The 25,987-nt window shown below is 66.8% G+C and carries 23 protein-coding genes; 16 read left to right on the top strand and 7 right to left on the bottom strand.

Going from position 1 to position 25,987, the window contains the following annotated elements; all coding sequences use genetic code 11:
- The first annotated feature begins 290 nt into the window (after nt 1–290).
- Both ACZ1I2_RS03450 and ACZ1I2_RS03445 read left to right on the top strand, forming a co-directional pair.
- Nucleotides 291–1,601: an LLM class flavin-dependent oxidoreductase gene (locus ACZ1I2_RS03450; protein WP_465175137.1), complete on the top strand. Its 1,311-nt coding sequence runs from the start codon at nt 291–293 to the stop codon at nt 1,599–1,601.
- Between the two features lie 37 nt (nt 1,602–1,638).
- Nucleotides 1,639–2,367 (top strand): SDR family oxidoreductase, encoded by a 729-nt coding sequence (locus tag ACZ1I2_RS03445; protein ID WP_465175138.1) that lies wholly within the window; start codon nt 1,639–1,641, stop codon nt 2,365–2,367.
- 161 nt (nt 2,368–2,528) lie between these two features.
- Here the strand turns inward: ACZ1I2_RS03445 and ACZ1I2_RS03440 are convergent, their stop codons facing one another.
- Together ACZ1I2_RS03440 and ACZ1I2_RS03435 are read right to left on the bottom strand one after the other, a co-directional pair.
- Entirely contained in the window at nt 2,529–2,855 is a 327-nt protein-coding gene (locus tag ACZ1I2_RS03440; RefSeq protein ID WP_465171001.1) for a carboxymuconolactone decarboxylase family protein, read from the bottom strand.
- Nucleotides 2,852–3,631 carry an HpcH/HpaI aldolase family protein gene (locus tag ACZ1I2_RS03435; protein WP_465181572.1) on the bottom strand — a complete coding sequence of 260 codons (780 nt, stop codon included), beginning with the start codon at nt 3,629–3,631 and terminating at the stop codon, nt 2,852–2,854. Before ACZ1I2_RS03435 ends, ACZ1I2_RS03440 begins: the two co-directional genes overlap by 4 nt.
- A gap of 193 nt (nt 3,632–3,824) precedes the next feature.
- Here ACZ1I2_RS03435 and ACZ1I2_RS03430 point away from each other — a divergent pair, with 193 nt between their 5' ends.
- From ACZ1I2_RS03430 to ACZ1I2_RS03410, 5 genes are all read left to right on the top strand, one after another.
- Nucleotides 3,825–4,772, top strand: a complete 948-nt coding sequence (locus ACZ1I2_RS03430) for an alpha/beta hydrolase (protein WP_465175140.1) — start codon at nt 3,825–3,827, stop codon at nt 4,770–4,772.
- The gene (locus ACZ1I2_RS03425) at nt 4,769–5,158 is read left to right on the top strand and encodes a carboxymuconolactone decarboxylase family protein (protein ID WP_465171004.1); all 390 of its coding nucleotides are present in this window, start codon (nt 4,769–4,771) and stop codon (nt 5,156–5,158) included. The genes ACZ1I2_RS03430 and ACZ1I2_RS03425 overlap by 4 nt, the downstream gene beginning before the upstream one ends.
- Before the next feature lie 139 nt (nt 5,159–5,297).
- Nucleotides 5,298–6,671 carry an MFS transporter gene (locus ACZ1I2_RS03420; protein ID WP_465175141.1) on the top strand — a complete coding sequence of 458 codons (1,374 nt, stop codon included), beginning with the start codon at nt 5,298–5,300 and terminating at the stop codon, nt 6,669–6,671.
- The gene (locus ACZ1I2_RS03415; RefSeq protein ID WP_465175142.1) at nt 6,652–7,548 is read left to right on the top strand and encodes an amidohydrolase family protein; all 897 of its coding nucleotides are present in this window, start codon (nt 6,652–6,654) and stop codon (nt 7,546–7,548) included. The genes ACZ1I2_RS03420 and ACZ1I2_RS03415 overlap by 20 nt, the downstream gene beginning before the upstream one ends.
- The gene (locus ACZ1I2_RS03410) at nt 7,545–8,363 is read left to right on the top strand and encodes an amidohydrolase family protein (protein WP_465175143.1); all 819 of its coding nucleotides are present in this window, start codon (nt 7,545–7,547) and stop codon (nt 8,361–8,363) included. Before ACZ1I2_RS03415 ends, ACZ1I2_RS03410 begins: the two co-directional genes overlap by 4 nt.
- A gap of 181 nt (nt 8,364–8,544) precedes the next feature.
- On the opposite strand, the gene ACZ1I2_RS03405 is transcribed toward ACZ1I2_RS03410, so the two are convergent.
- Genes ACZ1I2_RS03405 through ACZ1I2_RS03395 form a run of 3 tightly spaced genes read right to left on the bottom strand, consistent with a single transcriptional unit; the run spans nt 8,545 to nt 11,818 of the window.
- Complete coding sequence (locus ACZ1I2_RS03405) at nt 8,545–9,963, bottom strand: aldehyde dehydrogenase family protein (protein ID WP_465175144.1); 1,419 nt, start codon at nt 9,961–9,963, stop codon at nt 8,545–8,547.
- Nucleotides 9,963–10,889, bottom strand: a complete 927-nt coding sequence (locus ACZ1I2_RS03400; RefSeq protein ID WP_465171009.1) for a DUF6282 family protein — start codon at nt 10,887–10,889, stop codon at nt 9,963–9,965. Before ACZ1I2_RS03400 ends, ACZ1I2_RS03405 begins: the two co-directional genes overlap by 1 nt.
- Nucleotides 10,886–11,818: a cupin domain-containing protein gene (locus tag ACZ1I2_RS03395; protein WP_465175145.1), complete on the bottom strand. Its 933-nt coding sequence runs from the start codon at nt 11,816–11,818 to the stop codon at nt 10,886–10,888. The genes ACZ1I2_RS03400 and ACZ1I2_RS03395 overlap by 4 nt, the downstream gene beginning before the upstream one ends.
- A gap of 287 nt (nt 11,819–12,105) precedes the next feature.
- Here ACZ1I2_RS03395 and ACZ1I2_RS03390 point away from each other — a divergent pair, with 287 nt between their 5' ends.
- Genes ACZ1I2_RS03390 through ACZ1I2_RS03380 form a run of 3 tightly spaced genes read left to right on the top strand, consistent with a single transcriptional unit; the run spans nt 12,106 to nt 15,443 of the window.
- A complete protein-coding gene (locus ACZ1I2_RS03390) occupies nt 12,106–14,232 on the top strand; it encodes an acetate--CoA ligase family protein (RefSeq protein WP_465175146.1) in 2,127 nt (708 codons plus the stop codon).
- 21 nt (nt 14,233–14,253) lie between these two features.
- Nucleotides 14,254–15,111, top strand: a complete 858-nt coding sequence (locus tag ACZ1I2_RS03385) for a p-hydroxycinnamoyl CoA hydratase/lyase (RefSeq protein WP_465175147.1) — start codon at nt 14,254–14,256, stop codon at nt 15,109–15,111.
- A 5-nt stretch (nt 15,112–15,116) separates the two neighbouring features.
- Entirely contained in the window at nt 15,117–15,443 is a 327-nt protein-coding gene (locus tag ACZ1I2_RS03380; protein ID WP_465175148.1) for a carboxymuconolactone decarboxylase family protein, read from the top strand.
- 11 nt (nt 15,444–15,454) lie between these two features.
- Here ACZ1I2_RS03380 and ACZ1I2_RS03375 read toward each other — a convergent pair whose 3' ends face one another.
- The gene (locus ACZ1I2_RS03375; RefSeq protein WP_465175149.1) at nt 15,455–17,065 is read right to left on the bottom strand and encodes a GMC family oxidoreductase; all 1,611 of its coding nucleotides are present in this window, start codon (nt 17,063–17,065) and stop codon (nt 15,455–15,457) included.
- A 194-nt stretch (nt 17,066–17,259) separates the two neighbouring features.
- On the opposite strand from ACZ1I2_RS03375, the gene ACZ1I2_RS03370 reads away from it, so the two are divergent.
- The 5 genes from ACZ1I2_RS03370 to ACZ1I2_RS03350 all read left to right on the top strand — a co-directional run bounded on the left by ACZ1I2_RS03370 (nt 17,260) and on the right by ACZ1I2_RS03350 (nt 24,349).
- Entirely contained in the window at nt 17,260–18,768 is a 1,509-nt protein-coding gene (locus tag ACZ1I2_RS03370; RefSeq protein WP_465171015.1) for an aldehyde dehydrogenase family protein, read from the top strand.
- 133 nt (nt 18,769–18,901) lie between these two features.
- Complete coding sequence (locus tag ACZ1I2_RS03365) at nt 18,902–20,122, top strand: FAD-dependent monooxygenase (RefSeq protein WP_465175150.1); 1,221 nt, start codon at nt 18,902–18,904, stop codon at nt 20,120–20,122.
- Between the two features lie 50 nt (nt 20,123–20,172).
- On the top strand, nt 20,173–21,321 hold the full coding sequence (locus tag ACZ1I2_RS03360) for an alpha/beta hydrolase (RefSeq protein WP_465175151.1): 1,149 nt from the start codon (nt 20,173–20,175) through the stop codon (nt 21,319–21,321).
- Nucleotides 21,321–22,202, top strand: a complete 882-nt coding sequence (locus ACZ1I2_RS03355) for a helix-turn-helix transcriptional regulator (protein WP_465171018.1) — start codon at nt 21,321–21,323, stop codon at nt 22,200–22,202. Before ACZ1I2_RS03360 ends, ACZ1I2_RS03355 begins: the two co-directional genes overlap by 1 nt.
- Before the next feature lie 38 nt (nt 22,203–22,240).
- On the top strand, nt 22,241–24,349 hold the full coding sequence (locus ACZ1I2_RS03350; protein WP_465175152.1) for a PQQ-dependent dehydrogenase, methanol/ethanol family: 2,109 nt from the start codon (nt 22,241–22,243) through the stop codon (nt 24,347–24,349).
- A gap of 27 nt (nt 24,350–24,376) precedes the next feature.
- Here the strand turns inward: ACZ1I2_RS03350 and ACZ1I2_RS03345 are convergent, their stop codons facing one another.
- Nucleotides 24,377–25,171, bottom strand: coding sequence for an alpha/beta fold hydrolase (locus ACZ1I2_RS03345; RefSeq protein WP_465175153.1), 795 nt, complete (start codon nt 25,169–25,171; stop codon nt 24,377–24,379).
- Nucleotides 25,172–25,311: 140 nt separating this feature from the next.
- On the opposite strand from ACZ1I2_RS03345, the gene ACZ1I2_RS03340 reads away from it, so the two are divergent.
- Nucleotides 25,312–25,929 carry a response regulator transcription factor gene (locus ACZ1I2_RS03340; RefSeq protein WP_465181571.1) on the top strand — a complete coding sequence of 206 codons (618 nt, stop codon included), beginning with the start codon at nt 25,312–25,314 and terminating at the stop codon, nt 25,927–25,929.
- The last annotated feature ends 58 nt before the right edge of the window (nt 25,930–25,987 follow it).

The following is a 25,987-nucleotide window of genomic DNA, read 5'->3' as shown; positions in this document are numbered from 1 at the left end:
TTCGCAATCCCACCTCATGCGCATGCCCGAACGGGATGGTTCGAAAGACCAAGGCGCCCCGCATGTCGCATGCTTCCCCGTTGGTGGGGGGAGGCACGAGCCGTGCCTTGCCGGATCGATAGCAAATCGACCCGACGGCGACAAGCTGCGGTCGACCCGTGACAGCGCCCCGGGCGGCGTCACAACTACTCTTCCTTTATATCAGCTAGGCTGTTATAAGACCGGCTGTCATCTACAGTCACGCTCGTGGCCGCAAGAGCCGGGGCGGGAGAGGAACGAGGGAAGTCGCCATGCAATTCGGCCTGTTTTACGAGCATCAGTCGCCCGCGCCCTTCACCGCCGAAAAGGATCGCCAGATCTTCCACAACGCGCTCGACGAGCTCGAGCTCGCCGACCGGCTCGGCTACGACTATGCCTGGCTGGTCGAGCATCATTTCCTCGAGGAATATTCGCACAGCTCCGCACCCGAAGTGTTCCTCGGCGCGCTCAGCCAGCGGACTAAAAGGATGCGGCTCGGCCATGGCATCTGCGTCATGCCGCCCAGGATCAACCACCCCGCCCGCGTCGCCGAGCGGATCGCGACGCTCGACCTGCTGTCCAACGGCCGGGTCGAATGGGGCACCGGCGAAAGCGGTACCGCGATGGAGCTGGAAGGCTTCGGCGTCGATCCCGACCTGAAAAAGGGCATGTGGCGCGAGGCGACCGAGCAATGCGCCAATATGCTCACCATGACGCCCTATCCTGGTTTCCAGGGCGAGCATTTCTCGATGCCCACGCGCAACATCGTGCCCAAGCCGGTCCAGGCGCCGCACCCGCCGCTCTGGGTCGCCTGCTCGCGCCGCGACACCATCCTGCATGCCGCGCGCAACGGCATGGGCGCCCTGGTGTTCGGCTTCGCCGCCCCCGAACAGGCCGGCAAATGGGTCCAGGAATATTACGACATCATCAAGTCGGACGAATGCGTGCCGATCGGCCATGCGGTGAACGCGAACTTCGCGATCGTCACGGCCCTGTCGGTGAACGAGGACGAGCAGGTCGCGATCGACCGCGGCACCGAGGGGTTCAAATATTTCGGCTATTCGCTCGGCTTCTACGCGTCGTTCGGCAAGCTGAAGCCCGGCCATTCGACGCTCTGGGAGGACTTCAAAAAAGCCGAGGCCTCGATCGAGGACAATCACGGCAATGGCGGCATCGGCACGCCCGAACAGGTCTATCAGCACTGCAAGGCCTATGCCGATGTCGGCGTCGACCAGATCATCTTCGTCCAGCAGACCGGCCCGGCCAATCACGACCATATCTGCGAGTCGCTCGAGCTGTTCGCCACCACCGCGATGCCGCGGCTGAAACAGGGCGAAGAGGAACGGCTGGCGACAAAGCGGGCCGAGCTGGCACCTTATATCGAGGCGGCGCTCGCCCGGAAGCCGCGCATGGCGCCGGTCGAGAAGGACGAGATCGAACTGGTCCGCTCCTATGGCCTGCGCAAGAAGGAAGCCGGGACGTTCGAGAATGTGCGCTCGGATCGCGGCGGCGGGCTCGCCGTGGTCGCCGATGATCCGCTCGCTCTGGTATCGAATCAGGCGGAAAAGGCGGCGGGCCAGTAACCGGCCGCGATCCTTTATAGGGACGGGAGGAACGGCATTGAGCATCTTGCGCGAGCGGGTGGTGGTGATCACCGGCGCGAGTTCGGGCATCGGCGAAGCCTGTGCGATCGCTTTTGCCGAAAAGGGCGCCAGGGTCGTGCTGGCGGCGCGGCGCGCCGAACGGCTGGAGGCGCTGGTGGCCAGGATCGAGGCCATGGGTTGCGACGCGCTGGCGGTGGCGACCGACGTCACCGACGAAGCGGCGGTCGCGCATCTCTTTGCCCGCGCGGTCGAACGGTTCGGCCGGGTCGATGTGCTGGTCAACAATGCGGGCATCGCCGACAGCACGGCGGTCGACTCGCTTGAACTCGCGCTGTGGCACCGGGTCATCGACACCAACCTGACCTCGGCCTTTCTGTGCGCGCGCTCGGCGTTCCGCCTCATGAAGCAGCAGGGGCATGGCCGGATCATCAATGTCGGGTCGATCTCCGCCCGCGTTCCCCGCGCGGAGAGCCCGGCCTATACCGCGAGCAAATGGGGCCTGGACGGGCTCACCCGGGCGCTGGCGATCGACGGGCGGGCGCACAACATCGCCGTCTCGGTCTTCCATCCCGGCATCGTCGCGACCGAGCTGTCAGGCGGCGTGCGAAGCCTGCCCGACGATCTCGTCGCGCAGCCTGAGGATGCGGCCAGCATCGTCGTGCACATGGCCGACATTCCCGATCACCTCAATTTCTACGAAGCGCTGCTCGTCCAGAACAAGATTCCGTTCCTCGGCCGGGGATAAGGCAGAAGCCGCAAGCTCCTCATGTTCCCCGGCGAAGGCCGGGGCCCAGTTGGGGGACAGCGGTAACGAAGCGCGCGTGCTGTCACTGAGGCCTTCCCAACTGGGCCCCGGCCTTCGCCGGGGAGCAAAAAAGAGGGGAGCCTGGCGATAGCCCATCCCCGCTATTCCTTCCCCTTCGCATCGACGATGTTCTTGAGCTTGCGCGCCGCGCTCACCGCCACCGGCCAGCCGGCATAAAAGGCGATATGGGCGATCGCCTCGCCCAGTTCCTCCACGGTCAGGCCGTTCTCCAGCCCGAGCTCCATATGGCCCTGCGCCTGCTCCCGGTTGAGCGCGATCAGGCAGGTGACGGTGATCAGGCTGCGATCGCGCGGGGAAAGTTCGCTACGCTCCCAGACCTTGTCGTACAGGATGTCCTGGGTAAGTTCGTCGAGCAGTGGCGCGACGCCGGCCAGTTCGCGGCCGCGGCCGCCCGAGGGTCTCTTCATTTCGTCTCTCCCGAGGCACGATAGCGGGCGAAGTTGCCTGCCGCGGCGTTCAGCGCCCCGCGCAACATGCCCAGGTCCGACAGCCAGGCGATATAGTGCACGCCGCGCGCGACATAGGATTCGAGCTGAGCCGCATTGCCGACCACCGTCCCGATATGCTTGCGCCCCGCCGCAACCTCGATCACCCGGTCGATCGCCGCGACGACGTCGGGATGGCCGGCATTGCCGGGATGCCCGAGCGACGCGCTGAGATCGCCCGGTCCGATGAACAGCACGTCGAGTTCGTCGACGGCGCACAGCGCCTCGATATCCTCGACCATTTCCTTGTTCTCGACATGCACGCTGACCAGCGTCTCGCGATTGGCGCGCTGCTCGTAATCGGCGACGGTGCCATAGCCCGCCGCGCGGCACGCGCGCGCCGAACCACGCTCGCCGAGCGGCCAGTATTTGGCCTTGCGGATCACCTCGCGGACCTCCGCGGCGCTCTTCAGCGAGGGTACCTGGATGCCGCTCGCGCCACTGTCGAGCACGTGCAGGATGTTTGCTTCCTCGGCGTCGGGGGTGCGAATCACGCTGCTCATGCCCATCCGTTCGCAGGTGCGGATCAGATTCTCGATCTGCCCATGGGTGAAGCAGCCATGCTCGGCATCGACGATCAGGAAGTCGAAACCGGCAAGGCCGAACAGCTCCGCGAGCTGCGGCGAATCGACCTTGAAGAAACTGCCGAACACCGTCTCGCCGGCCTCCAGCTTCTGCTTCACCATGCTGTTGAACAACGCCTCGTCCCTCCGCCTTCAGTTGCTATTTACAAACGCCATTCAGCATGGCACCGCAACCGGTATAAGCCAAGCGTTGATAGCAGAGGCCGGCGCAGGCCACGACAGGAGAGTAGGTGAAGGGCAGCCTGGATCGCAGCGTGACGCAGGTCGGCGGCTCCGCATCGCCCGCGATGCGCGTCCCGGGCTGATCGTGACTGACGGCCCCCTGCTTGCCGAAGGACTGGCCGAGTATCTCGCCGCCGTACGCCGGCCGGCCGGCCCGCCGCCGCCGCTCGAAACGGCGCGCCTGATCGCCGATCGCGACGCGCACCGCATCGCTTGGCCCCGCCCTGCGGGCATGACGGTATCGAACAGCTATGTCGTCGATCGCGGCATGGAGACGCCCGTCCGGCTTTATCGCCCGACGGGCGAAGGGCTGAGTCCGGCCATTCTGTATTTTCATGGCGGCGGCTTCACCACCGGCAGCATCGAAAGCTATGACTGCCTCGCGAGCGCCCTTGCCGACGCGACGGGGGCGACGGTTATCAGCGTCCATTATGCCCGCCTGCCCGAGGCAACGCCGCGCGAGACGATCGAGCAATGTCACGCCGTGCTGCGCTGGGCTTTCCGCCTGGCCGACACCCTCGGGATCGACGCAGCGCGGATCGCGGTCGCGGGTGACAGCGCCGGCGCCTTCCTCGCCACGCAGCTTGCCGTGCTGGCGCGCGATCGCGGCGACCCGACCCTGGCCTGCCAGCTGCTCTGCTATGGCCTGTACGATCTCCATCCGGACCGTCCGGCCTATGCGGCGGCACGCGACCCCGCCCTGGCGCGCCCGGTCATCGAGTCGATGATCGCGACCTATCGCGCCTGCGACGCGCGCAGCCGGGAACCCTTGCCCGCGCCGCTGCATCTCGACGATCTTTCGGGCTTGGCGCCCGCGATCCTGCTCGGTGCCGAGCACGACGCGCTGCTGGCCGAGGGAGGCGACTATGCGGCGCGGTTGCGCGACGCCGACATCGCCGTCGAGGAGCGGATCGCCCCGGGCATGTGCCACGGCTTCCTGCGCGCCGTTCGTTTCTCCCAGCCGGCGCGCGACGAGATGCAGTGGCTGGGCGCGGCATTTCGACACCATCTCAACGCAAGGACAGGCTCATGACTCTCAAGACCGACGACCCCGCATTCCAGGCCGGCCGCGAGCTGCGCCGGCAGCTGTTTGGCGATGCCAGCATCGAGCGCCTCGACGCGGCGGACGATTTCCACGAGCCGCTGGAAAATTACGTCACCTCGGCCTGTTTCGGCGAGACCTGGACTCGCCCCGGCCTGACGCTGCGTGAACGGAGCCTCGTCACCATGGCGATCTGCGCCGCGCTCAACCGCCACACCCCGCTCAAGCGCCTGGTCAAATGCGCGGTCGTCAACGGCGCGACCAAAGAGGAAATCCGCGAGGTGCTGCTCCAGACCACGCTCTATATCGGCGTCGCGGGCGGCGTCGAAAGCTGGGCGCTCGCCGCCGAGGCGCTGAAGGAAATCGACGCCTATTGAGCTGGGGCTGCGGGGTGGCGCAAGCCGCAGATCCCGCTAGGCGACACTCAAAAAATCGGTTATTGACGAACGTCATTAGATATAAGCGCATGGGATGGTGGAACGCAAAGCCCGGAATGCGCGGGACAGGAGAGCGACATTGGCTGCCAATGATCAGGACAGGATGGCGGAAGCCCCCGACCGGATGAGCCCGTATCAATGGGCGATCGTGATCCTGTGCTGTCTCACCAACGTGGCGGACGGGTTCGACGTGGTGTCGCTCTCGGTCGCCGCGCCGGTGCTGTCGAAGGACTGGCATGTCGATCCGGCGGTACTGGGCACCATGTTCAGCGCGGTCGCCGTCGGGCTGGTGATCGGTGCGTTCGTCGTCGCCCCCTTCGCCGACCGGATCGGGCGGCGTCCGATCATGCTGGGCGCGCTCGGCACGCTGGCGGCGATGCTGCTGCTCACCGGCATCAGCGCGACCATCTGGCAGCTGCTGCTCCTGCGCTTCGTCACCGGGATCGGACTCGGCACCCTGGTCGTCTGCCTCAATACCACCGCCGCCGAGAATGCGAGCGAGAAGGCGCGCAACATCGCGATGGCCCTGGTTCATCTCGGCTTCACCCTGGGCATGATGCTGGGCAGCGGCATTGCCGCCCTGGTGCTTCAGGAAACCGGGGGATGGCGCCCGATCTTCTTCTTCGCCGGCGCGCTCAACGTCGTGACTTTCCTGGTCAGCCTGTTCCTGCTCGGCGAATCGCGCGAGTTCCTGCTCCGTCGTCAGGCCCCGGGCGACCTGGCCTGGCTCAACCGGATCCATCGTCGCATGCGGATCGCCGAGCTCACCGCGATGCCGCCCAAGCCGGCGAAGACGAAGGATCGCGGTGCCGCGGTGCGCACAATGCTGCTGCCCGAGATGCGTACCCAGACCATTCTGTTCTGGGTCGCCTCGCTTACTTATGCGATCGTCGGCTATTTCCTGCTCAACTGGAAACCGACGATCCTCGCCAATGCCGGGCTGACCCCGACGCTGGCGGCGGCCAGCGGCATCATCACCGGCGCATGCGGCGCGATGGGGCATCTCGCCATGGGCATGTTCGGACGCCGCGTGGGCGAAGGCAGGCTGACCGTGATCTTCTTCGGCATGGCGGCGATCACCCTGGTGATCTTCGGCATCCAGCCGCCCGATCCGATTCCGTTGCTCGCGACGGCGGGCATCACGACCTTCTTCGTGGTCGGCGCCTATACCGGACTCTTCCTGGTCGCGGTGGTGATGTATCCGCCGCGCATCCAGAATGCGGGGGTCGGCTTCATGGTGGGGTTCGGGCGGATCGGCGCGATCGTCGGGCCGATCATCGGCGGGTTCCTGCTGAGCGCCGGCCTCACCCGGATGGACACCTATTTCGTCTTCTCGGCGATCGCGGTGATCCCGGTTGTCGCGATGCATTTCGCCAATCGCGCCATGGCGCGCAGGCCACGGTCCGCCGATACTTTCTCGCCAGGAGCCCTTGATGCCGAGCCCGCACTTTAAACTGTTCGATACTCACGCTCATTTCTTCACCAGCGACACGACCCGCTATCCGGTCGACCTGACCGGCGCGCGCGAAGGCAGCGAGGCCATGCTCAAGCGGCTGCAAAGCGATCCGGCGACGGCCGAGCGCGTGCTGGCTCTGTGGGATGAATGCGGCGTCACCGGCGGCGCGGCGGTGCAGTACAACACCGTCTACAAGACCGACAACAGCTACACCCTGGCCGTGGCCGATGCACATCACGACCGCGTGTCCGCGGTACTGATCCTCAACGCCGCGGCACCCGGCACGCCCGAGCAGCTGCGTCTGCTCGCGACGCACCACAATGTCAGCGGCCTCAGGCTGTTCGGCTATCCCGACGAGGCGGGCAATTATCCGTGGCTCGATTCGCCCGCGGCGATCGAGACCTGGGAAGTGGCCGCGTCGCTCGGCCTCCGCATGATCGTGATGTACGCGCCGGGCAAGCCGTCGCACGCCGCGCTGCGGCGGATCATCGCGCTGGCACGGCGCTCTCCCGACACGGTGATCGCGCTCGATCATTGCGGATGGCCCGGGGTGGAAGGCGGCGTGAAGGGCACGATCGGGCCCGAGCATCTCGAACTGGTCGACGTGCCGAACATCCATTTCAAATTCACGCAGATCAACGTCAACCGCTTCGCCGAAACCCGGATCGATTCGGCCGAGTTCGTTCGCCTGCTGGTCGATACCTATGGCGCTGACCGGGTGATGTGGGGGTCGGACTTCGGCAATACCAAGACGACCTATCTCGAGATGGTCGAGCAGGCCCTCGCGGCGACCTGGCTGCTGACCGACGCCGAACGCGAGAAGATGCTGGAGACCAATGGCCGCCGGTTGTTCGCCGGCCGCCCCGCGCGGTGAGCGCGTCCCCCGGACAGCCGGCGCCCGAACCGCCCGTCATCGACGCGCACGCCCATGTCTTCACCCGGGCGATGCCGTTCACCGACACGGCCTGGACCCGGCCCGATTATGATTATCCGGTCGACGCCTATCTCGCCGATCTCGATGCGCACGGCATCTCGTTCGGGGTGATCACGGCGGCGAGCCTGTTCGGCGACTATAACGACTATAGCCTCGCCGCGCTGGCCCGGCACAAAAGGCTGCGCGCGACCGTGATGCTCGATCCCGGCACCGGCGCGGCCGAACTGTCGGCGCTGAAGGCGCAAGGGGTGTGCGGGGTACGGTTCCAGATTCCGCTGAGCGCGCCACTGCCCGATGTGAAGGGATATGGTTTCCGCCGCTTCGTCACCCGTTTGGCGGATGCGGGGATGCACCTCGAGCTCAATCTCGGGGGCGAACAGCTGTCGCAGATGCTGCCCGCGCTGGCCGACCATCCGGTGCCGGTCGTGGTCGATCATTTCGGTCTGCTCCGCAGCGAAGGCGAGATGGAAGGCCCGGGCTTTACCGCGCTGCTGCGCTCGGTCGCGATCGGCCGCACCCGGGTGAAGATATCGGCCGGCTTCCGCCTGCCCGCCGACCGGCTGGAAGGTTATGCGCGGCGGCTATTGGCGGAGGCTGGACCCGAGCTCCTGTTCTGGGGCAGCGACGCGCCCTTCGTCGGCGCGGAGGACCGTGTGTCGTTCGCGGACACGCTCGCCACCTTCTACCGCATCGTCCCCGACGCACGCGACCGGCGGCTGATGTCCGACGCCGCGCTACGCTTCTATTTTTTCTGACCCGTTCGCCGGCGAAGACCAGGGTACGGCGCCGAACACTGTACAGGAACTTGTACAATGTTCGGCCAAAATGTCAGTGACCCTCATGACATTCTGACAACCGTTCGGGTCGATTCAAACGGCCCTTTCACGGAGCTATTCCGCCGCCGTGGCATCGCACCCGGACATGCCGGCAGGAGGGTCAAGCCGCGGCGAGCGGCACCGCGTTGATGACCTGCGCCTGGGTATATTCCTCCAAACCTTCCTGCCCCATCTCGGTGCCCATGCCGGACTGTTTCAGCCCGCGAAACGGAATGCGCGGATCGATCGCCATCAGCTGGTTGATCCATACCGTGCCCGACGTGACGCGCTGCGCCACTTGGGTCGCGCGGGCAAGGTCGGTGCCCCACACCGTGCCACCGAGCCCGTAATCGGTTCCGTTCACCCGCTCGATCAGCGAGTCCAGATCGCCATATTTGAGCACCGGCAGCACCGGCCCGAACTGCTCGTCACGGACCAGCGGCGCATCGTCGTCGATGTCGCGCACGATCGTCGGCCGGATGAAATAGCCCGGCCGATCGAGCGGCTCGCCGCCGGCGATCACTGTGCCGCGCGTGCGGCTGTCCTCGATCAGTGCCGAGACCTTCTCGTACTGGAGTCGGTTCTGCACCGGCCCGATCTGCGCGCCCTGATTGGCGCCGTCGTCGATCACCATCTCGTCCGCCAGCCGTGCAAGTTCGCCGCAAAATTCGTCGTAGAGCGGCTCGGGCACATAGGCACGCTTGATCGCCACGCAAATCTGCCCGGCATTGCGCATCGCGCCTTCGAAGACCTTGCCGGCGATCTGAATCGCGTCGACATCGTCGAGCACGATCGCCGCGTCATTGCCGCCCAGTTCCAGCGTGACCCGCTTGAGCGTGCCCGAGGCCGTCGCCAGCACTTTCTTGCCCGTGGCGGTCGACCCGGTGAAGGCGATCTTGGCGATATCGGGATGCGCCGTCAGCGCCGGGCCGAGCTCGTTCTCGTCGCAGAGGATATTGACCACGCCGGGCGGCAGGATCGACTGGCAGAGTTCGCCGAACAGGCAGGTAGTGAGCGGCGTGGTCGGCGCCGGTTTGCATATCATGGTGTTGCCCGCGACGAGCGCCGGCCCGACCTTGTTGACCAGCAGCATCAGCGGGAAGTTCCACGGCGTGATCGCGGCGACCACGCCCAGCGGGGTGCGATGCTCGGTGATGAGATTGCCGCCCTGATCGCGCAGCACGCGCGGCTCGATCCGCATGCCGGCAAAGGCGCGCAGCACGAATACGCCGCCGAGGATTTCCTTGGTCGCCTGGTCGAGCGGCTTGCCCTGTTCCGCGGTGAGCAGGGCGGCGAATTCGGTGACGCGCGCCTCGAGCGCGCCGGCGAGCGCCTCGACCAGCGCGGCGCGTTCCCCGATCGGCGTCGCCGCCCAGGCGGGAAAGGCCCGTTTGGCCGCCGCCACGGCGCTTTCCATCAGGGTCGCATCCGCCTTGGGGCATTGCGCGAAGGGCGCCGCCGTGGCGGGATTGATGACGTCGAAGCTGGACGCGCCGGGGACCAGCGCGCCGTCGATCAGCAAATGATAGTCCCGCGCCATCAGGCCGACACCGTCTCGTGCGAGGGCGCGACGTCGGCGGTCTCGATATCCTCGAGCCCGACCAGCTTCGCCGCATTGCCGCCGATCAGCAGGCGGATGGCGGCGTCGTCATAGTCCAGGTCGATCAGCATCTGGATCACGTAGCGCAGCCCCTCGACCGGGGTGGGATTGCCCACTTGGCCGAGGTCCGATCCGATGATCGTATTGGGCACGCCCCCCGCCTCGATGCACATCTTGAGGCTGTCCTTGGTGTAGTTCCTGCCCTGGACGCCCGCCCACATGCAGCAGCTATGTTCGAGATAGGCCCCCATCTTCGCCAGTTCGGCCATGTCCGTGGTACTGCAGTCGATCAGGAAGGTCGGATGGTTGACCAGCAGGCGGGTGACGCCCCGCGCCTTGGCTTCGGCGAACAAAGGCCAGATCTCGCTGATATGGAGATGCCCGGCGGACAGCACAGCGTCATAGTCGGCGATCTGGTCGAGGATCAGCTTCACTTCGTCCTTCAGCTTGCCGCGCTCGTCGACCACGGTGAGCATGGTCGGGTCGAGCATCTTCTCCTTGGTCGGCAGGAACTGCCGGCGATGCGAATGGCGGATATGGTTTGCGGCCGAGAAGGTCGGCATCCATACCAGCCGCGCACCCAGCTTGAAGCCATGCTCCACGGCATAGGGGTTGAGGCCGCCGGTCGTGTTGTTGCACGGCACGCCGGTGAGCAGCTTGACCTTGCCCGGCATGATCTCGTCGAGCAAAGCGGCGACCGGCGTGACCGAATAATAATGGTCCTTGAACAGGATCGCGCGCAGCCCGGCCGCCTCGCCCTCCTTGATCGCCTCGACATGGTTCAGCCGGCGCGGCATCACCGAAGGGCCGCTATGGCAATGAAGGTCGATCGCGCCCTTCAGAAGCTCGGAGATCCGGTCGCTCATTGTGCGTCTTCCTTGGACTGGAGGTCTCCGTGCTGGGGCATCGGATAATCGGCCGCGTTGAGGACCCAGCCGGGCTTCGCCGAAAAATCCATGCGCGGGGGGCAAAAGGCGTCGAGCAGCCGGTTCAGCCCCGGCGCGATGCCCTGCGAGGTATGGGTCGAGGGCGGCGGGATCACCGCGACCGACGGGGCGGCGCAGCGTTCGTGATCGTCCTCCAGCCACTTGGTCGAATCGCTGATCCAGGGCCAGCGCAGATGGTGGATATATTCGCCGTCGAGCGCGATCGAATATTGCTCGAAATCGTCATGATGATGCGGCGACAGATTGTCCGCCGCGCGCGGCCCCACGCGCCCGTCGCCGAAATTCACCATGATGTTCTGGCCGCGATAGATCCGCCCGAACCGCCCCTGTTCCGGCGCGACATCGCCCGGATAGACCCGGACCTTCCGCCCGCCGGCCGGCTCCGGCCAGGCCTGGAGCGGCGGCACGTTGGGATCGGCCACGGCATAATCGCCCGCATTCGAGCACAGATCGACCAGATCGGCGGACCGGGTGGTGAACAGCCGGAGCACCCGGCCACCCTTCAGCACGGTGACCGTGCTGGCCCCGGCGGGCACGAACACGACGCTGCGGCCCGTCGCCACCGCGCTGCCTTCGTCGATGCTGATCTCGATCTCGGCATCGTCGTCGGGCAGGACGATGGCATATTCGTCGGGCTGGTCGGCCCGGCTGAACGTCGCGCCCGCCTTTGCGTCGCTATAGGCGACGATCATCGTCTGCCCGCGCGCATACCAGGTCTCGGCCAGGTCGGATCGTTCCCGGGGCGGCTCGGCATAGAAACGGGCATAACTTGCCTGTTTGAAGCTGGTCGGTGCCGGTGCCTTTGCCAAAGGAACGAGGCTGGTCCTCAGATCGTCACGCCCGTACATCGGCTCTCCTCACGCGATTCGCTCCCCGTGTTGCCGGCAAGTCGTTCGCACCATGGCTTATATCTACAGCGACCGGACGCCCGCCGTCTAATTCCTTATCGGGGGACGCCCAATACCGTGGAAGTATCGGATTACCGGGATGAGACTCATATCGTGATCCTATCGTAAGCCGCTAAAATTGGCATTGGACCTGACGCCGCCGAGCGCCAAATTGGCCGCGAGCCGAATTCTCGGCCGCGCCGGGGAGGACAGGTTTGCCGCAAAGGGATCCATTCGATGATGGCAGCGTGTCGGTAGCCGACCGGCCGGTCGATCCGGCCCGCGACGGCGCGGCGGGGCTGGCGCGGCTCCTGCGCCCCCGCTCGATCGCCATCGCGGGCGCTTCGCCCGATCCGGCGACGATGGGCGGTGTGATCCTGGCCAATTGCGATCGCTTCGGCTTTGCCGGCGAGATCCACCTGATCAGCCCGACCCGCGACGAGATCGACGGACGCCCCTGCGTGCGGTCGGTCGACGACCTGCCCCACGGCGTCGACGCGCTCGTGTTGAACGTGCCGCGCGCGGCGATCCTTCCGGCGGTGGAAGCGGCGGCGCGACGCGGCGTCGGCGGCGTGATCGTCTTCGCGTCCGGCTTCGCCGAGGGCAGCGAGGACGGGCGGCGCGAACAGGACGAGATCGCCGCGATCTGCCACGCGGCGGGCATGGCGCTGCTCGGGCCCAATTGCATGGGCTATGCGAATTATGCCGGCGGCGCGGCGCTGACCTTCGAGCCGGTCCATCCGCAACCGATGGGCAAGCGCCGCAGCGTGGCCGTCATCGCGCAAAGCGGCGCCACCGCGTCGGGCATCCGCGCCGCCATGCAGGGACGGGGCATTGCGGTCGCCCTGCAGGTGGCGACCGGCAACGAGGCCGTCGTCCGCGCCAGCGACCTGATCGACCTCATCGTCGCCGAGCGGCAGGCCAGCGCGATCGCGCTCTATGTCGAGCAGATCCGCGATCCTGCCGCGTTCCTTTCCGCCGTGCGCAAGGCGCGCGATGCCGGCATCCCGGTCGTGATGATGCATCCGGGGCGCAGCAAGCGCGGGCAGGAAGCGGCACAATCTCATACCGGATCGATGGTCGGCGACTATGCGCTGATGCAGACCTCGGTCGAGAATGAGGCCGTGGTCACCGTCGCCACGATGGACGAGCTGTTCGACGCTGTCGCGATCCTCCACCGCTTCCCTGCCCCGCCGCCGGGTGCGCTGGGGGTGGTGACCAATTCGGGCGCGATCCGCGGCATGGCCTTCGACTTCGCCGAGGCGATCGGGCTGCCGATCGCCGATATCGCCGACGTCACGCGCGAACGGCTCGCCGCGCTGCTGCCGGCGGGCATGGAAATCGACAATCCGCTCGACGTCGGTACCACCGGCTTCGCCAAGGCGGACATTTTCGGCCTGTCGACAGCAGCGATGCTCGCCGATCCGGCGGTCGGCGGGGTGCTGTTGCCGATGGCGGGCGGCGGCCCGTCGCAGCAACGCGCCAAGGCCGAGGCGATCATTCCCGAGGCACTGGCCGCGACCAAGCCGCTCGCCGTCGCGATCACCGGCGACGATTCACCGCTCGACCCCGACTTCGTCGCGGCGATGCGCGACAGCGAGACGCCGTTGTTCCGATCGCCCGAGCGCGCGATGCGCGCCTTCGCGGCGGTGGGCCGCTATGCCGCGGCGCTGGCCGAGGTCGGCGACCGGACGCCCGTCGCGACCGGCCTGTCGGGCTGGGCGGAGGCCGGCGTGAAGCCCGAATATGCCGGCAAGGAATTCCTCCGGCAGATCGGCGTACGGACGCCCGAGGGCCGGCTTGCCGCCACGCTGGACGACGCGATCGGCATCGCAGCGCGGATCGGCTTTCCTGTCGTGCTCAAGGCGCAGGCCGTGGCGCTCAGCCACAAGAGCGATGCCGGCGGGGTGATCCTGGGCCTGGCCGATGAGGCCCAACTGCGCGCCGGCTGGGATCGGCTGATGGGCAATCTCGGCACCGTCGTGCTGGATGGCGTGCTGGTCGAACAGATGTCCGCGCCGGGGCTCGAACTGGTCGTCGGCGCGCGCAATCACCCCCAATGGGGACCGTCCGTGATGGTCGGGCTGGGCGGCGTGCTGATCGAAGCGCTCGATGCCGCCGAGCTGCTGCCCGCCGACATCTCGCACGCGCGGGCGGTCGAGCGCATCCGCGGCCTGCGCGGCGCCAGGATGCTCGGCGCCTTTCGCGGCCGGCCGGCGCGCGACGTCGATGCCGTCGCCGATGTGGTGGTCAAGGTCGGCGCGGCGATGCGCGCCGGGCTGAAGATCGAGGAAATCGACATTAATCCGCTGATGGTGATGGCGGAAGGCGAGGGCGCGATCGCGCTCGACGCGCTGATCGTCACCGGTGCATGAAGGCTGAGGAACGAAATGGACATGACGATGCAGGATAGCGACACGAGGCCGATCCCGGGCGGCAAGGACGTGCTGGTCGAATTCGAGGACGGAATCGCCTGGGTTCATCTCAACCGGCCCGACAAGCGCAACGCGATGAGCGTCGGCCTGGCGCGCGAGATGAACACCGTGTTCGACGCGCTGGAGATCGACGATCGCTGCGGCGTTATCGTGCTCACCGGCAGCGGCGAGGCCTTTTCGGCCGGCATGGACCTGAAGGATTTCTTCCGCGCCACCGACAAGGTGTCGGACGTCGAACGCCACCGCGCCTATCGCGAAACGCGCGCCTGGCAGTGGCGCACCCTGATGTACTACGCCAAGCCGACCATCGCGATGGTCAATGGCTGGTGCTTCGGCGGCGCCTTCACGCCGCTGATCTGCTGCGATCTCGCCATCACCGACGAGGACGCGGTGTTCGGCCTGTCGGAGATCAACTGGGGTATCATCCCCGGCGGCGTCGTCTCCAAGGCGATCTCGACCCTGATGGGCGACCGCGAGGCGCTGTATTACGTCATGACCGGCGAGAAGTTCGACGGGCGCCGTGCCGCCGAACTCGGTCTGGTCAACCAGGCGGTGCCCGGGGCCGAACTGAAGGAACGCACCCGCGAGCTGGCCCGCAACCTGCTGGGCAAGAACCCGACGGTGCTGCGCCAGGCGCGTATGGCCTATAAATATGCCCGCGAGATGAACTGGGAACAGGCGGCCGAATATCTCACCGCCAAGGGCGACCAGACTCATTTCGTCGATCCCGAGCGCGGGCGCGAAAAGGGGCTGACTCAGTTCCTCGACGAAAAGACGTTCAAGCCCGGCATGGGCAATTATTCGCGCGACAAGGAATAGACGCGGTGGAGCGACCCAGCGCCGCCAAGGGCAGCGAACTCGCCAGCGTCGTGCCGGCGTTCGTCGAGATGACAGACCGAATCCTGTACGGCGAGGTCTGGGAGCGCGAGGGCCTGTCGAAGCGCGACCGGTCCTTGCTCACGGTGGCGGCGCTGATGACCGCCAATCGGCACCAGCAGCTCGAGGCACATCTGGGCCTGGCGCTCGACAATGGGGTCACGCAGGAGGAACTGGGCGAGGCGCTGCTCCACCTCGCTTTCTACGCGTCCTGGCCCGCTTCGGTGACCGCCTCCCGCCTTCTGCTCGACGTCGTCACCAGGCGTCAGGGCTGAGTCTCCGAGGCTCAGGCCTCGGGCGACAGCGGCGCGATGCCGCGGATCAGATCGGACGCGCGCTCGGCGACCATGATCACGGCCGCGTTGATATTGGCGCCGGGCACGCTCGGCATTACGGAAGCGTCGACCACGCGCAGGCCCGATACGCCCTTCACCCGGAGATGGCTGTCGACCACCGCCGCCGGATCCTCGCCCATGCGGCAGGTGCCCGTCGGATGCTGGGTGATCTTCAGATTGTTGCGGATGAAATCGTCGAGGTCCGCCTGACTCCCCGGCGCGATCTCGGCCTCGACCATATCGCTGAGCGGCGGTTGCGCGAAGATGCGACGCACCGCGGCGATGCCGCCGCGGATGTCGGCGAAATCGGTCGGCGTCGAGAGCAGGTTGAGGTCGATGCGCGGCTTGTCGAGCGGATCGGCCGAGCGCAGTTCGACCGTGCCGCGGCTCTCGGGATGGAGCTGCATCACCATCACCGAGAGCACGTGCGACTGCCGCTTGCCGAACGGATACCACAGCTTCGCATCGAGCCTGACGGGCAGGAAGACGAGCTGGATGTCGGGCCGTTCGAGCTCGGGCCGGGTGCGCAGCATCAGCACGCCGCTGGTGATCTGGCTGGCAAAGGCGCCCTTGCCGGTCATCGCCCAGCGCAGCACCGACAGCGCGGCACGATCGAAGCGCAGCGCGTTCAGGAAGCTTTTCGGCTCGCGTGCGGCGAAGGTCATATAGACCAGGGGATGTTCCGAAAGGTCGCGGCCGACGCCCGGCGCGTCGACCAGCATCGGGATGCCGTGCCGCGCCAGCTGCGCGGCCGGCCCGATGCCGGAGAGCATCAGCAGCTGGGGCGAATTATAGGCCCCGCCGCTCAGCACCACTTCCTTGCGCGCGCGCACCTGCGCCGGCGCCGTTCCCTGCCGATATTCGACGCCGACCGCTCGGCCATGCTCGATCAGCACCCGGGTCACCTGCGCGCCCGACAATACCGTCAGATTGGGCCGCGCGAGCGCGGGGCGCAGATAGGCGGCCGCCGTGCTGGCACGGCGGCCGCGGCGATCAACCGTCACTTCGCACGCCGAAAATCCTTCCTGCCGCGCGCCGCTGAGATCGGCGCTTTCCTCATGCCCGGCGGCCACCACTGACCGGCGGATCGGGTCGCCGAGCAAATGCCTGCCATCGACCGGCGTGACCGCAAGAGGCCCGCTATCGCCATGATAACGCCCCGCCCCGCGCCAGCTCGACTCCATCCGCCGGAAATAGGGGAGCACATCGGCATGGCTCCAGCCGGCGGCGCCCATCTGGCGCCAGCCGTCATAGTCGCTCGAATGGCCACGCATGTAGATCATGCCGTTCACCGAGGACGACCCGCCATGGACCCGGCCGCGCGGCACCGGCAGCGAGCGACCCGCCAGCTTGGCGTCCGGCTCGCTCGCATAGCCCCAGTCATAGCTCGGATTCGCCGCGGTCATCATGAAGCCGAGCGGCATGCGGAACAGCCAGCTGTCGTCCTTGCCGCCCGCTTCGATCAGCAGCACCGACACCCGGCCGTCTTCGCTCAGCCTGTTGGCGAGCACGCAACCGGCCGAGCCGGCGCCAACGATGATATAGTCGAATTCCTCTTGCATCTCAGCGTCGCTGTTTCGCCGCAACTGCCACCGATTCCAATCCGATTTCCGGCATCCATGCCCCCGGCAATTTGTTGAACAGCGTTGTGACATGACAAATAGCGTTCGACAAGATATAATGCCGTTGGTTATGATGCATGTCGCGACGCCGGCTCGGACCACGAATCCGGGTGGCTCTGGGAGAGGTTTCTACGATGACGGGTGCCGCAATACTGGATCGACCGCTTGTGCCTGCGCTGGACAAGGCACGGGCCTTTGCCGCGAGCCGGCATCAGCTGTTCATTGGCGGGCAGTGGGTCGAACCGCTCGACGGCGGGCGTTTCGAGACGCACGACCCGGCGACCGGCGCGCGCCTTGCCGATATCGCCGAGGCGCGCGAGGCGGACGCCGATGCGGCGGTCGCCGCCGCGCGGCGCGCGATGGAAAATCCCGAATGGACCGAGATGAAGCCAGCGGTCCGCGCGCGGCTGATCAATCGCCTCGCCGACGCGCTGGAGGCGAATATCGACGAGTTCGCCGCGCTCGAGACGCTCGACAACGGCATGCCGGTGCGTGACGCGCGCTTCTTCCACATTCCGCACGCGATCGAGGTGCTGCGCTACAATGCCGGCTGGGCGACCAAGCTCAACGGCGAGTCGATCTCGCTCTCCGGTCCCGGTACCTGGCATGCCTATACCGTGCGCGAGCCGGTCGGCGTGGTGGCGCAGATCGTGCCGTGGAACGCGCCGCTGGCCATGGCCGCATCGAAGATCGCACCGGCGCTCGCGGCGGGCTGCGCGGTGATCCTCAAGCCGGCGGAAGAGACGCCGCTGACCGCACTGCGTCTGGCGCATCTGGTCGCCGAGATCGGCTTCCCGGACGGTGTGTTCAACCTGCTCACCGGCTTCGGCGAGACCGCCGGCGCGGCGCTGACCGCGCATCCGGGGGTGGACAAGGTGACCTTCACTGGATCGACGGAAGTCGGCAGGCTGATCCTTCGCGCCGCGGGCGGCAACTTCAAGCGCGTGACACTGGAACTGGGCGGGAAGACACCAGTGATCGTGCTGCCCGACGCCGATGCCGCCCGCGCGGTGGAGGGCGCGGCACGGTCGATCTTCACCAATGCGGGCCAGGTCTGCAACGCGGGCTCCCGACTGTTCATCCATGAGCGGCATTTCGACGAAGTGGTCGAGGGCGTGGCGCGGATTGCCGACTCGATGAAGATCGGGTCGGGGCTCGACACCGACACGCAGATGGGACCCGTCATCTCCCAGGCGCAGCGCGACCGGGTGCGCGGCTATGTGCGCCAGGGCGTCGATGCCGGCGCAACCCTGCGCGCGGGAGGACGCGAGGTCGGCGGCGACGGCTATTTCGTCTCGCCGACCATCCTTACCGGCACCGAACCGGCCATGGCGGTGCGTCATGAGGAGATTTTCGGGCCGGTACTCTGCGCGATGTCGTTCGGCGACGAGGATCTCGACCGCATCGCCGCCGACGCCAATGCGACCGACTATGGCCTGGGCGCGGTGATCTGGACCAACAATCTGTCCGCCGCGCACCGGCTCGCGCGCAAGCTCAAGGCGGGCACGGTGCGCGTTAACGGCGGCGGGCTGGATCCGGCGCTACCATTCGGGGGCTTCAAGCAATCGGGCTGGGGGCGCGAGAATGGGCGCGAGGGCATCGACGCCTATACCGAAACCAAGGCGATCGCGATCGCGCTCTGAACGCGACACGACCGTTTTCCCATCACCATGAGCAGCACGACGACAGAAAGGGCCGGTTTTCGCCACATCTGTTATTGACGAATGCCATTCGTCAGAAATATCGAGTGCGCATAAAAACTAAGGGGTATCCGTTTTGACTAAGAGCACGGGGATCGGAATCGTTGGCGGCGGCATTGGCGGATTGACCGCGGCGCTCGCACTGCTGCGCAAGGGCCACGAGGTTTCGATCTACGAACAGGCCAGCCAGTTGCAGGAAGTGGGGGCCGGCCTGCAGATCAGTCCCAACGGCGTGCGCGTGCTGTTCGAGCTTGGGCTCGAACGCGAGATTCGCCAGGTCTGCTTCGAGCCCGAGGGCAAGGAAATCCGCCTCTGGAACACGGGCGACACCTGGAAGCTCTTCGACCTGGGCGTCGAATCGCAGGCGCGTTACGGCTTCCCCTACATCACCATCCATCGCAATGACCTGCACCAGATCCTGGTCAAGGCGGTGGAGCAGGCAGCGCCGGGATCGATCCATCTCGACCATCGCTTCACCAGCGTCGACCGCAATGACGGCCGGGTGACGATCGCCTTTGACGGCAAGCCTTCAGCCAGTTTCGACGTGGTCATCGGCGCGGACGGCGTGCATTCGAAGATGCGCGAGTTGTTGTTCGGATCGGGTCCGGCCAAGTTCACCGGCATCGTCGCCTGGCGCGGCGTCATCCCCGCCGAATTGCTGCCCGAGCGGCTGACCCGGCCGATCGGCACCAACTGGGTCGGGCCGGGCGGCCATGTCATCCACTACCCCATCCGGCGCGGCGAGCTGATCAACTTCACCAGCGTGATCGAGCGGCAGGACTGGACGATCGAATCCTGGTCGACGCCCGGTACCAACCAGGAATATCATGACGATTATCCCGGCTGGCATGCCGATGTGCACGCCTATATCGCGGCGATCCCCCAGCCCTTCAAATGGGCGCTGATCGCGCGGCCACCGATGCAGCAATGGGTCAAGGGCCGCATCGCGCTGCTGGGCGACGCCTGCCACCCCTCGCTGCCGTTCTTGGCGCAGGGCGCGGTGATGGCGCTGGAGGACGCCTGCATCCTGGCGCGCGCGTTCGAGGAATTCGACACCATCAACGAAGCGCTCGACCGGTACCAGCAGGCACGCATCCCGCGCACCACGCGCGCGGTGCAGGGCGCCTATGCCAATACCGAGCGCTTCCACAATCCGACGCTCGCCGACCCGGCAGGCGCGCAAATCTATGTCGACGAGCAATGGGCCGCCGACAAGGTGGTCGACCGCTATGAATGGCTGTTCCGTTACGACGCGACGCGCGTGCCGCTCGCCGACAGCCCGGTGACGACGGCGTGAGCGCGGTGGTGCCATCGAGCGGAAGCCGAGCCGCGTGGACGCGCACCCCGTTGATCCTGTCCTTCCCGGATAATCCGAAATTCAACGAGACCTATGGCTTTGCCGGAAATTCGGGGCATGTGAACCTGGAGGGGCAGCTGATGCGCAGCCCCGACTCCACATCGCGCACCGTCTATGTCTTCATGCACCCCACTTCGGTGCTGCACCTCCTGCCGATGCCGATCGCGCTGGCCGATGCCGGGCTCGACGTGCTGTGCGCGGCCAGCCGCTATCCGCGCAACGACAGCGCGCTGATCCAGGAAAAGGTGGCGATCGATCTCGGCAAATGGATCGCGCATGCGCGCACCGCGCTCGGCTATGACAAGGTCGTGCTGCTCGGCTGGTCGGGCGGCGGGTCGCTGTCGCTGTTCTACCAGGCGCAGGCCGAAAGCCCGAGCATCACGCACACGCCGGCGGGCGATCCGGTCGACCTGATCTCCGCCGGCCTCCAGCCGGCCGACGGCGTGATCTTCATCGCCGCGCATCTCTCGCGCGCGGAAACCCTGACTGAATGGCTCGACCCGTCGGTAACCGACGAGCTCGATCCCGACCACCGCGATCCCGAATTCGACATCTACGCGCCGGATTGCCCCCATCAGCCGCCTTATACGCCCGAGTTCGTCGCGCGCTTCCGCGAGGCGCAGCGCGCGCGCAACCGGCGGATCACCAGCTGGGCCGAAAGCCAGTTGGCCCGCCTGAAGGCCTTGGGCACCGCCGAGCAGGAACGCGCTTTCGTCGTGCACCGCACGATGTGTGACGTGCGCTGGCTCGATCCGACGGTCGATCCGTCGGACCGGCGGCCCAACTGGACCTATATGGGCGATCCGCTCGCGGTGAATGTCGGCCCGGTCGGGCTGGCGCGCTACACCACGCTTCGCTCCTGGCTGAGCCAGTGGAGCTATGACAAGTCGAACGCCAAGGGTCCGCTCAATGCCGCGAAGATCCATAAGACGCCGGTGCTGCTGATCGAGAACACCGCCGACGAAGCAGTGCCGTCGACGCACAACCCGGCGATCTTCGCGGCGCTGGCGACGCCCGACAAGGAATATCTCCGGCTCGAAGGTGCCACGCACTATTATCTCGGCCAGCCCGATTTGCTCGCGCGCTGCACCGACGCCGTGATCGACTGGAGCCGGCGCAAGGCGCTGCTCGAGGCATGATGGCGACGCTTGCTCACCCCAGCGGTCCGGAAGCCGGCGCCCGGTGGCGCGGGCGGGGCGAGCCGGACGAGCGCGCGACGGCGGACGCGCTGGCCGATCTGGTCGCGGCGATCGGCAGCGGCGCCTTCCCGGCGCGTTTCCTTGCGGCGATGCGCGTGCTGGCCGGGGTCGAGCTCTGCTCGGTATTCCGGCGCGATCGCGAAGGCGTGCGACTGATCTTTGCCGAGGGCGAGCGTTCGCCGCTGCCGGATTTCCCGCTCAAGGCCTCGCGTGACTATGCGCGCGGCTATTGGCGCTCCGATGCGCAATTGACGCGGCTGGCGCGCAGCCGGGGCCGGGTGCCGGTGATCGTGCGCCGCCGCGCCGCCGAGATCGCCGACCCGGACTATCGAGCCGCCTGTTACGACCGCGCGGGCGTGATCGAGCGCCTGTCGATCCTCTGGCCCGGACAGCCCGGCTTCATCGCCAATGGCTATCGCACCGTGGCCAGCACACCCTTTTCGACCAGCGACGTCACGCGGCTGGAACGCTATGCCGGGCTGCTGATCGCGACGCTCAAACAGCATCTCCGCGCCGACGCCTCGGCGGGGCATTTGCTCAACGAGGGGGCCCTGGTCGAGACCCTGCTCGCGCTCGAATGCGGGCTGAGCACGCGCGAGGCCGAGGTCGCCGCCGCGATGATCCTGGGCGAGACGCAGGAGCGGATCGCCCAGGCCAGGCAGCTCTCGCTCGCCACGATCATCACCTATCGCCGGCGCGCTTATGGCAAACTGGGCGTCGGCAGCCGGCACGAACTGGTGGCGCTGCACCGGCGGCTGCTCGCCGATCCGGACGGGCGGCTCGTTGACCGGCCGGACTCGTCCAAATATCATACAGGCTGATAAAGGGCCGTGCGCGGTTCGACAGGAGGGAATTGGGGATGGCATTGACCTTCTGGCGTATCGCGCTCGCATTCGGCTGCGCGGCGGTCGCCGCCCAGGGATTGAGCCAGGCTGCCCCGCAGCGCGGCAAGCCCGCCAATGTCGATCAGGCGCGCCTGCTTTCCGCTGATCGCACGCCGGGCGAGTGGATGGCACCCGGGCGCACCTATGACGAGCAGCGCTTCAGCCCGCTCGACCGGATCAGGGACAGCAACGTCGCCGGGCTGGGACTTGCCTGGTATGCCGACCTGCCGGTCGATCGCGGCGTCGAGGCGTCGCCGCTGATGATCGGCGGCGTGCTCTACAATATCGAGCCGTGGAACGTCACCGTCGCCTATGACGCCAGGACCGGCAGGGAGCTGTGGCGCTTCGACCCGAAGGTCGATCGCGACACGGGCAAGCTCGCCTGTTGCGACATCGTGACGCGCGGCGTCGCGGCGTGGAATGGCAGGATCATCCTCGCCACGCTCGACGGGCGGCTAATCGCGCTCGATGCCCGCACCGGCAAGCCGGTGTGGAGCGTGAACACCTTCGAGCCGGTCTGGCCCTACACCATCACCGGCGCACCGCGCGTGTTCGACGGCAAGGTCCTGATCGGCAATGCCGGGGCGGAGGGCGCGGCGCGCGGCTATGTGACGGCGTATGACGCCGACACAGGCAAACAGCTCTGGCGTTTCTACACCGTGCCCGGCGACCCGTCCAAGCCACAGCCCAACAAGATCCTCGACATGGCCGCGAAGACCTGGACCGGCGAATGGTGGAAACGCGGCGGTGGCGGCACGGTGTGGGATTCGATCGTCTATGATCCCGATCTCGACCTGGTCTATCTCGGGGTCGGCAATGGCGGCCCCTGGGTGCAGGCCTATCGCAGCCCGGGCGGCGGCGACAATCTGTTCCTGTCCTCGATCGTCGCGCTGAAGGCCGATACGGGCGATTATGTCTGGCACTATCAGACCACGCCCGGCGAACAGTGGGATTATACCGCCACCCAGTCGATGATCCTCGCCGACCTCACCATCGGCGGCCAGGTCCGCAAGGTGCTGATGCAGGCCCCCAAGAACGGTTTCTTTTACGTGCTCGACCGCGCGACGGGGAAGCTGATCTCGGCCAAGCCCTTCGTCGCGATGAACTGGGCGAACGGCATCGACATGGCGACTGGCCGGCCCAACATGAACCCGGAGGCGCATTATGGCGAGGTTCCGGTGATCGTCACGCCCGGCCCGGGCGGCGGGCATAACTGGAACCCGATGGCGTACAGCCCGCAGACCGGCCTCGCCTATTTTCCGGTCACGGAGATGTCCATGGCCTATTCGCTCAACCCGGCGTTCAAGCAGTCGCCGGGCAATATGAGCCAGCTCGGTATCTCGACCACCGGTTATGACCTGACCCGCAAGGCGGCGGCCGATTACGCGGCGGCGAACAACAAGACTTGGCTGACCGCCTGGGATCCGGTCGCGCAGAAGGAACGCTGGCGCGTACCCTATCCGCAGCGCGGCAGCGGCGGGCTGCTGGCGACCGCGGGCAACCTCGTCTTCCAGGGCACGGTCGGCGGCACCTTCGCTGCCTACAGCGCCGACACCGGCAAGAAGCTGTGGGAAACACCCGTCCAGCAGGTGCCGATCGCGGCGCCGATCAGCTATATGCTCGACGGCGAGCAATATGTGGCGGTCAATGCCGGCTGGGGCGGCGGGCTGGCCCATTCGACCAGCGCCAAGTCGCTCGGCTTCCCGCTCTCGACGCCGCGCCTGCTGGTGTTCAAGCTGGGCGGGACCGCCAGGCTGCCGGCGCTGGCAGGCGCCGGCCCAGCGCTGGTGAAACCCGCCGACACGACCGCGAGCCCCGAGACCATCGCGCGCGGCGAGCAACTCTATGCCCAGCATTGCGCGACCTGCCATGCCGAACAGGCGCGTGGCGGCATCAAGGACCTGCGCCGCATGAGCCCCGCCACCCATGCCGAGTTCCTCGACATCGTGCTGCACGGCAAGCGGCGCGAAAAGGGCATGGCGAGCTTCGGCGACGTGCTGGGCAACGAGGATGCGGAAGCGATCCACGCCTGGCTGGTCCGTCGCACCAATCAGGACTGGGCCGACCTGTCGAGCGGGAACTAGCCAGCCCGACAGTCCGGCCCGATCCCGTTATTTCGCCAGGGCAGCATCCTCGATCAGTGCCGCGACTTCGGCCGGGTGCGATATCATCACGACATGCGAAGCGCCCGGCACCACGACGACCCGCCGGACATGGGCGCGTTCGGCCATGAAGGCATGGGCCGCGGCGGGGATGTTGAGATCGGCCGCGCCGTAGATCGACCAGGACGGGATCGCCTGCCAGGCAGCGTTTTTCGACGGCTCGGTCAAGGCAGCCTGGGTGACGGGACGTTGCGTCGCGGCCATCAGAACGGCCTGGTCGTGCGGCACATCCGCTGCGAACTGGGCCGGGAACTTGTCCTGGCTGATATACAGGTCCTGGTTGCCGTCAGCGACCGGCACCGGCGGCGCCAGGGTGCCACCCAGCGTCGATCCCGGGAACTTGCCGCTGAGACCGAGGCTGGTCTCGCCGGCTGCCGGCATGAACGCCGCGACATAGACCAGCGCCTTCACATTGGCGTGACCCGCGGCAGCCTCACTGATCACGGTGCCACCATAGGAATGGCCGACCAGCACCACCGGCCCGGTGATGCTGTTCAGGATCGCCGAGACCTCGGCGGCATCGCCGTGAACGCTGCGCAACTGGTTGTCAGCCGCCGTGACGCGATAGCCGTCATGGATGAGTTTCGCGATCACACCATTCCAGCTTGAGGAGTCGGCAAAGGCGCCGTGTACCAGCACGATGGTGGGCTTGACCGCCGAGTCCGCGGACTGCGCCTGCGCCGTCGCGGCGAAACCGAGGATGCCGAGCGTGAGCGCGGCCGAGAGTTTGACGCGAGTGAACATCGGAGAGCCTTTCAGTGAGGTGGATCGCTGCGTGCCCTCATTTCGTCGACCGGCAGGCTCCTGGCCAGTCAACCATTGGTATGACGGCAGCGCCCCAAAGCTGCCTTGCCGCTCCGATGGGGCCACACTATTCGTCCGATATGGGGGAAACCGCGATCATCCATATCGTCGATGACGACGAGTCGCTGCGCAGTGCGCTGGAGAGTCTGTTCCGGTCGGTCGGGCTGAAGGCGCGCGGCCATGGCTCGGTTGCCGCGTTCCTCGATGCCCCGCGCGACGATGCGCCGGGCTGCCTGGTGCTCGACGTACGCCTGCCCGGGATCAGCGGGCTCGATTTCCAGGACCGGCTCGACGAGCTGGGCATAACCCTGCCGGCGGTGCTGATGAGCGGGCATGGCGACATCCCGATGTCGGTGCGCGCAATGAAGGCCGGCGCGATCGACTTCCTGGTCAAGCCGTTCCGCGACCAGGACATGCTCGACGCGGTCGCCATCGCGATCGAGCGGGACAGCACGCGCCGGGCGGCACAGAGCGACGATGCGGGGCTGAAGACCCTCCACGCCACCCTGTCGCCGCGCGAGCGCGAAGTGATGGCGCTGGTCACCGCCGGACGGATGAACAAGCAGGCCGCCTATGAGCTCGGCCTGAGCGAAGTGACGGTGAAGATCCATCGCGGCGCCGCGATGCGCAAGATGGGCGCCCGCACCCTGCCCGACCTGGTGCGCATGGCGGAAAAGCTGGGCGTGAAGGCGCCCTGAACCCGTAATACGATCGGATTATGGCGCCGTCCCGCCCGCTCTGGCAGGGATGGCGGCA

Source organism: Sphingomonas sp. BL-S-29, from assembly GCF_055521495.1.
The sequence above is the reverse complement of the archived record's forward strand: the minus strand, read 5'-3'. Positions and strand labels throughout refer to the sequence as shown.

Excerpts from the sequence above, each read along its gene's own strand:
- ACZ1I2_RS03450 (WP_465175137.1), top strand. The coding sequence starts at position 291 with ATGCAATTCGGCCTGTTTTACGAGCATCAGTCGCCCGCGCCCTTCACC.
- ACZ1I2_RS03440 (WP_465171001.1), bottom strand. The coding sequence starts at position 2,855 with ATGAAGAGACCCTCGGGCGGCCGCGGCCGCGAACTGGCCGGCGTCGCG.
- ACZ1I2_RS03425 (WP_465171004.1), top strand. The coding sequence starts at position 4,769 with ATGACTCTCAAGACCGACGACCCCGCATTCCAGGCCGGCCGCGAGCTG.
- ACZ1I2_RS03415 (WP_465175142.1), top strand. The coding sequence starts at position 6,652 with ATGCCGAGCCCGCACTTTAAACTGTTCGATACTCACGCTCATTTCTTC.
- ACZ1I2_RS03405 (WP_465175144.1), bottom strand. The coding sequence starts at position 9,963 with ATGGCGCGGGACTATCATTTGCTGATCGACGGCGCGCTGGTCCCCGGC.
- ACZ1I2_RS03400 (WP_465171009.1), bottom strand. The coding sequence starts at position 10,889 with ATGAGCGACCGGATCTCCGAGCTTCTGAAGGGCGCGATCGACCTTCAT.
- ACZ1I2_RS03395 (WP_465175145.1), bottom strand. The coding sequence starts at position 11,818 with ATGTACGGGCGTGACGATCTGAGGACCAGCCTCGTTCCTTTGGCAAAG.
- ACZ1I2_RS03385 (WP_465175147.1), top strand. The coding sequence starts at position 14,254 with ATGACGATGCAGGATAGCGACACGAGGCCGATCCCGGGCGGCAAGGAC.
- ACZ1I2_RS03375 (WP_465175149.1), bottom strand. The coding sequence starts at position 17,065 with ATGCAAGAGGAATTCGACTATATCATCGTTGGCGCCGGCTCGGCCGGT.
- ACZ1I2_RS03370 (WP_465171015.1), top strand. The coding sequence starts at position 17,260 with ATGACGGGTGCCGCAATACTGGATCGACCGCTTGTGCCTGCGCTGGAC.
- ACZ1I2_RS03355 (WP_465171018.1), top strand. The coding sequence starts at position 21,321 with ATGGCGACGCTTGCTCACCCCAGCGGTCCGGAAGCCGGCGCCCGGTGG.
- ACZ1I2_RS03350 (WP_465175152.1), top strand. The coding sequence starts at position 22,241 with ATGGCATTGACCTTCTGGCGTATCGCGCTCGCATTCGGCTGCGCGGCG.
- ACZ1I2_RS03345 (WP_465175153.1), bottom strand. The coding sequence starts at position 25,171 with ATGTTCACTCGCGTCAAACTCTCGGCCGCGCTCACGCTCGGCATCCTC.
- ACZ1I2_RS03340 (WP_465181571.1), top strand. The coding sequence starts at position 25,312 with ATGGGGGAAACCGCGATCATCCATATCGTCGATGACGACGAGTCGCTG.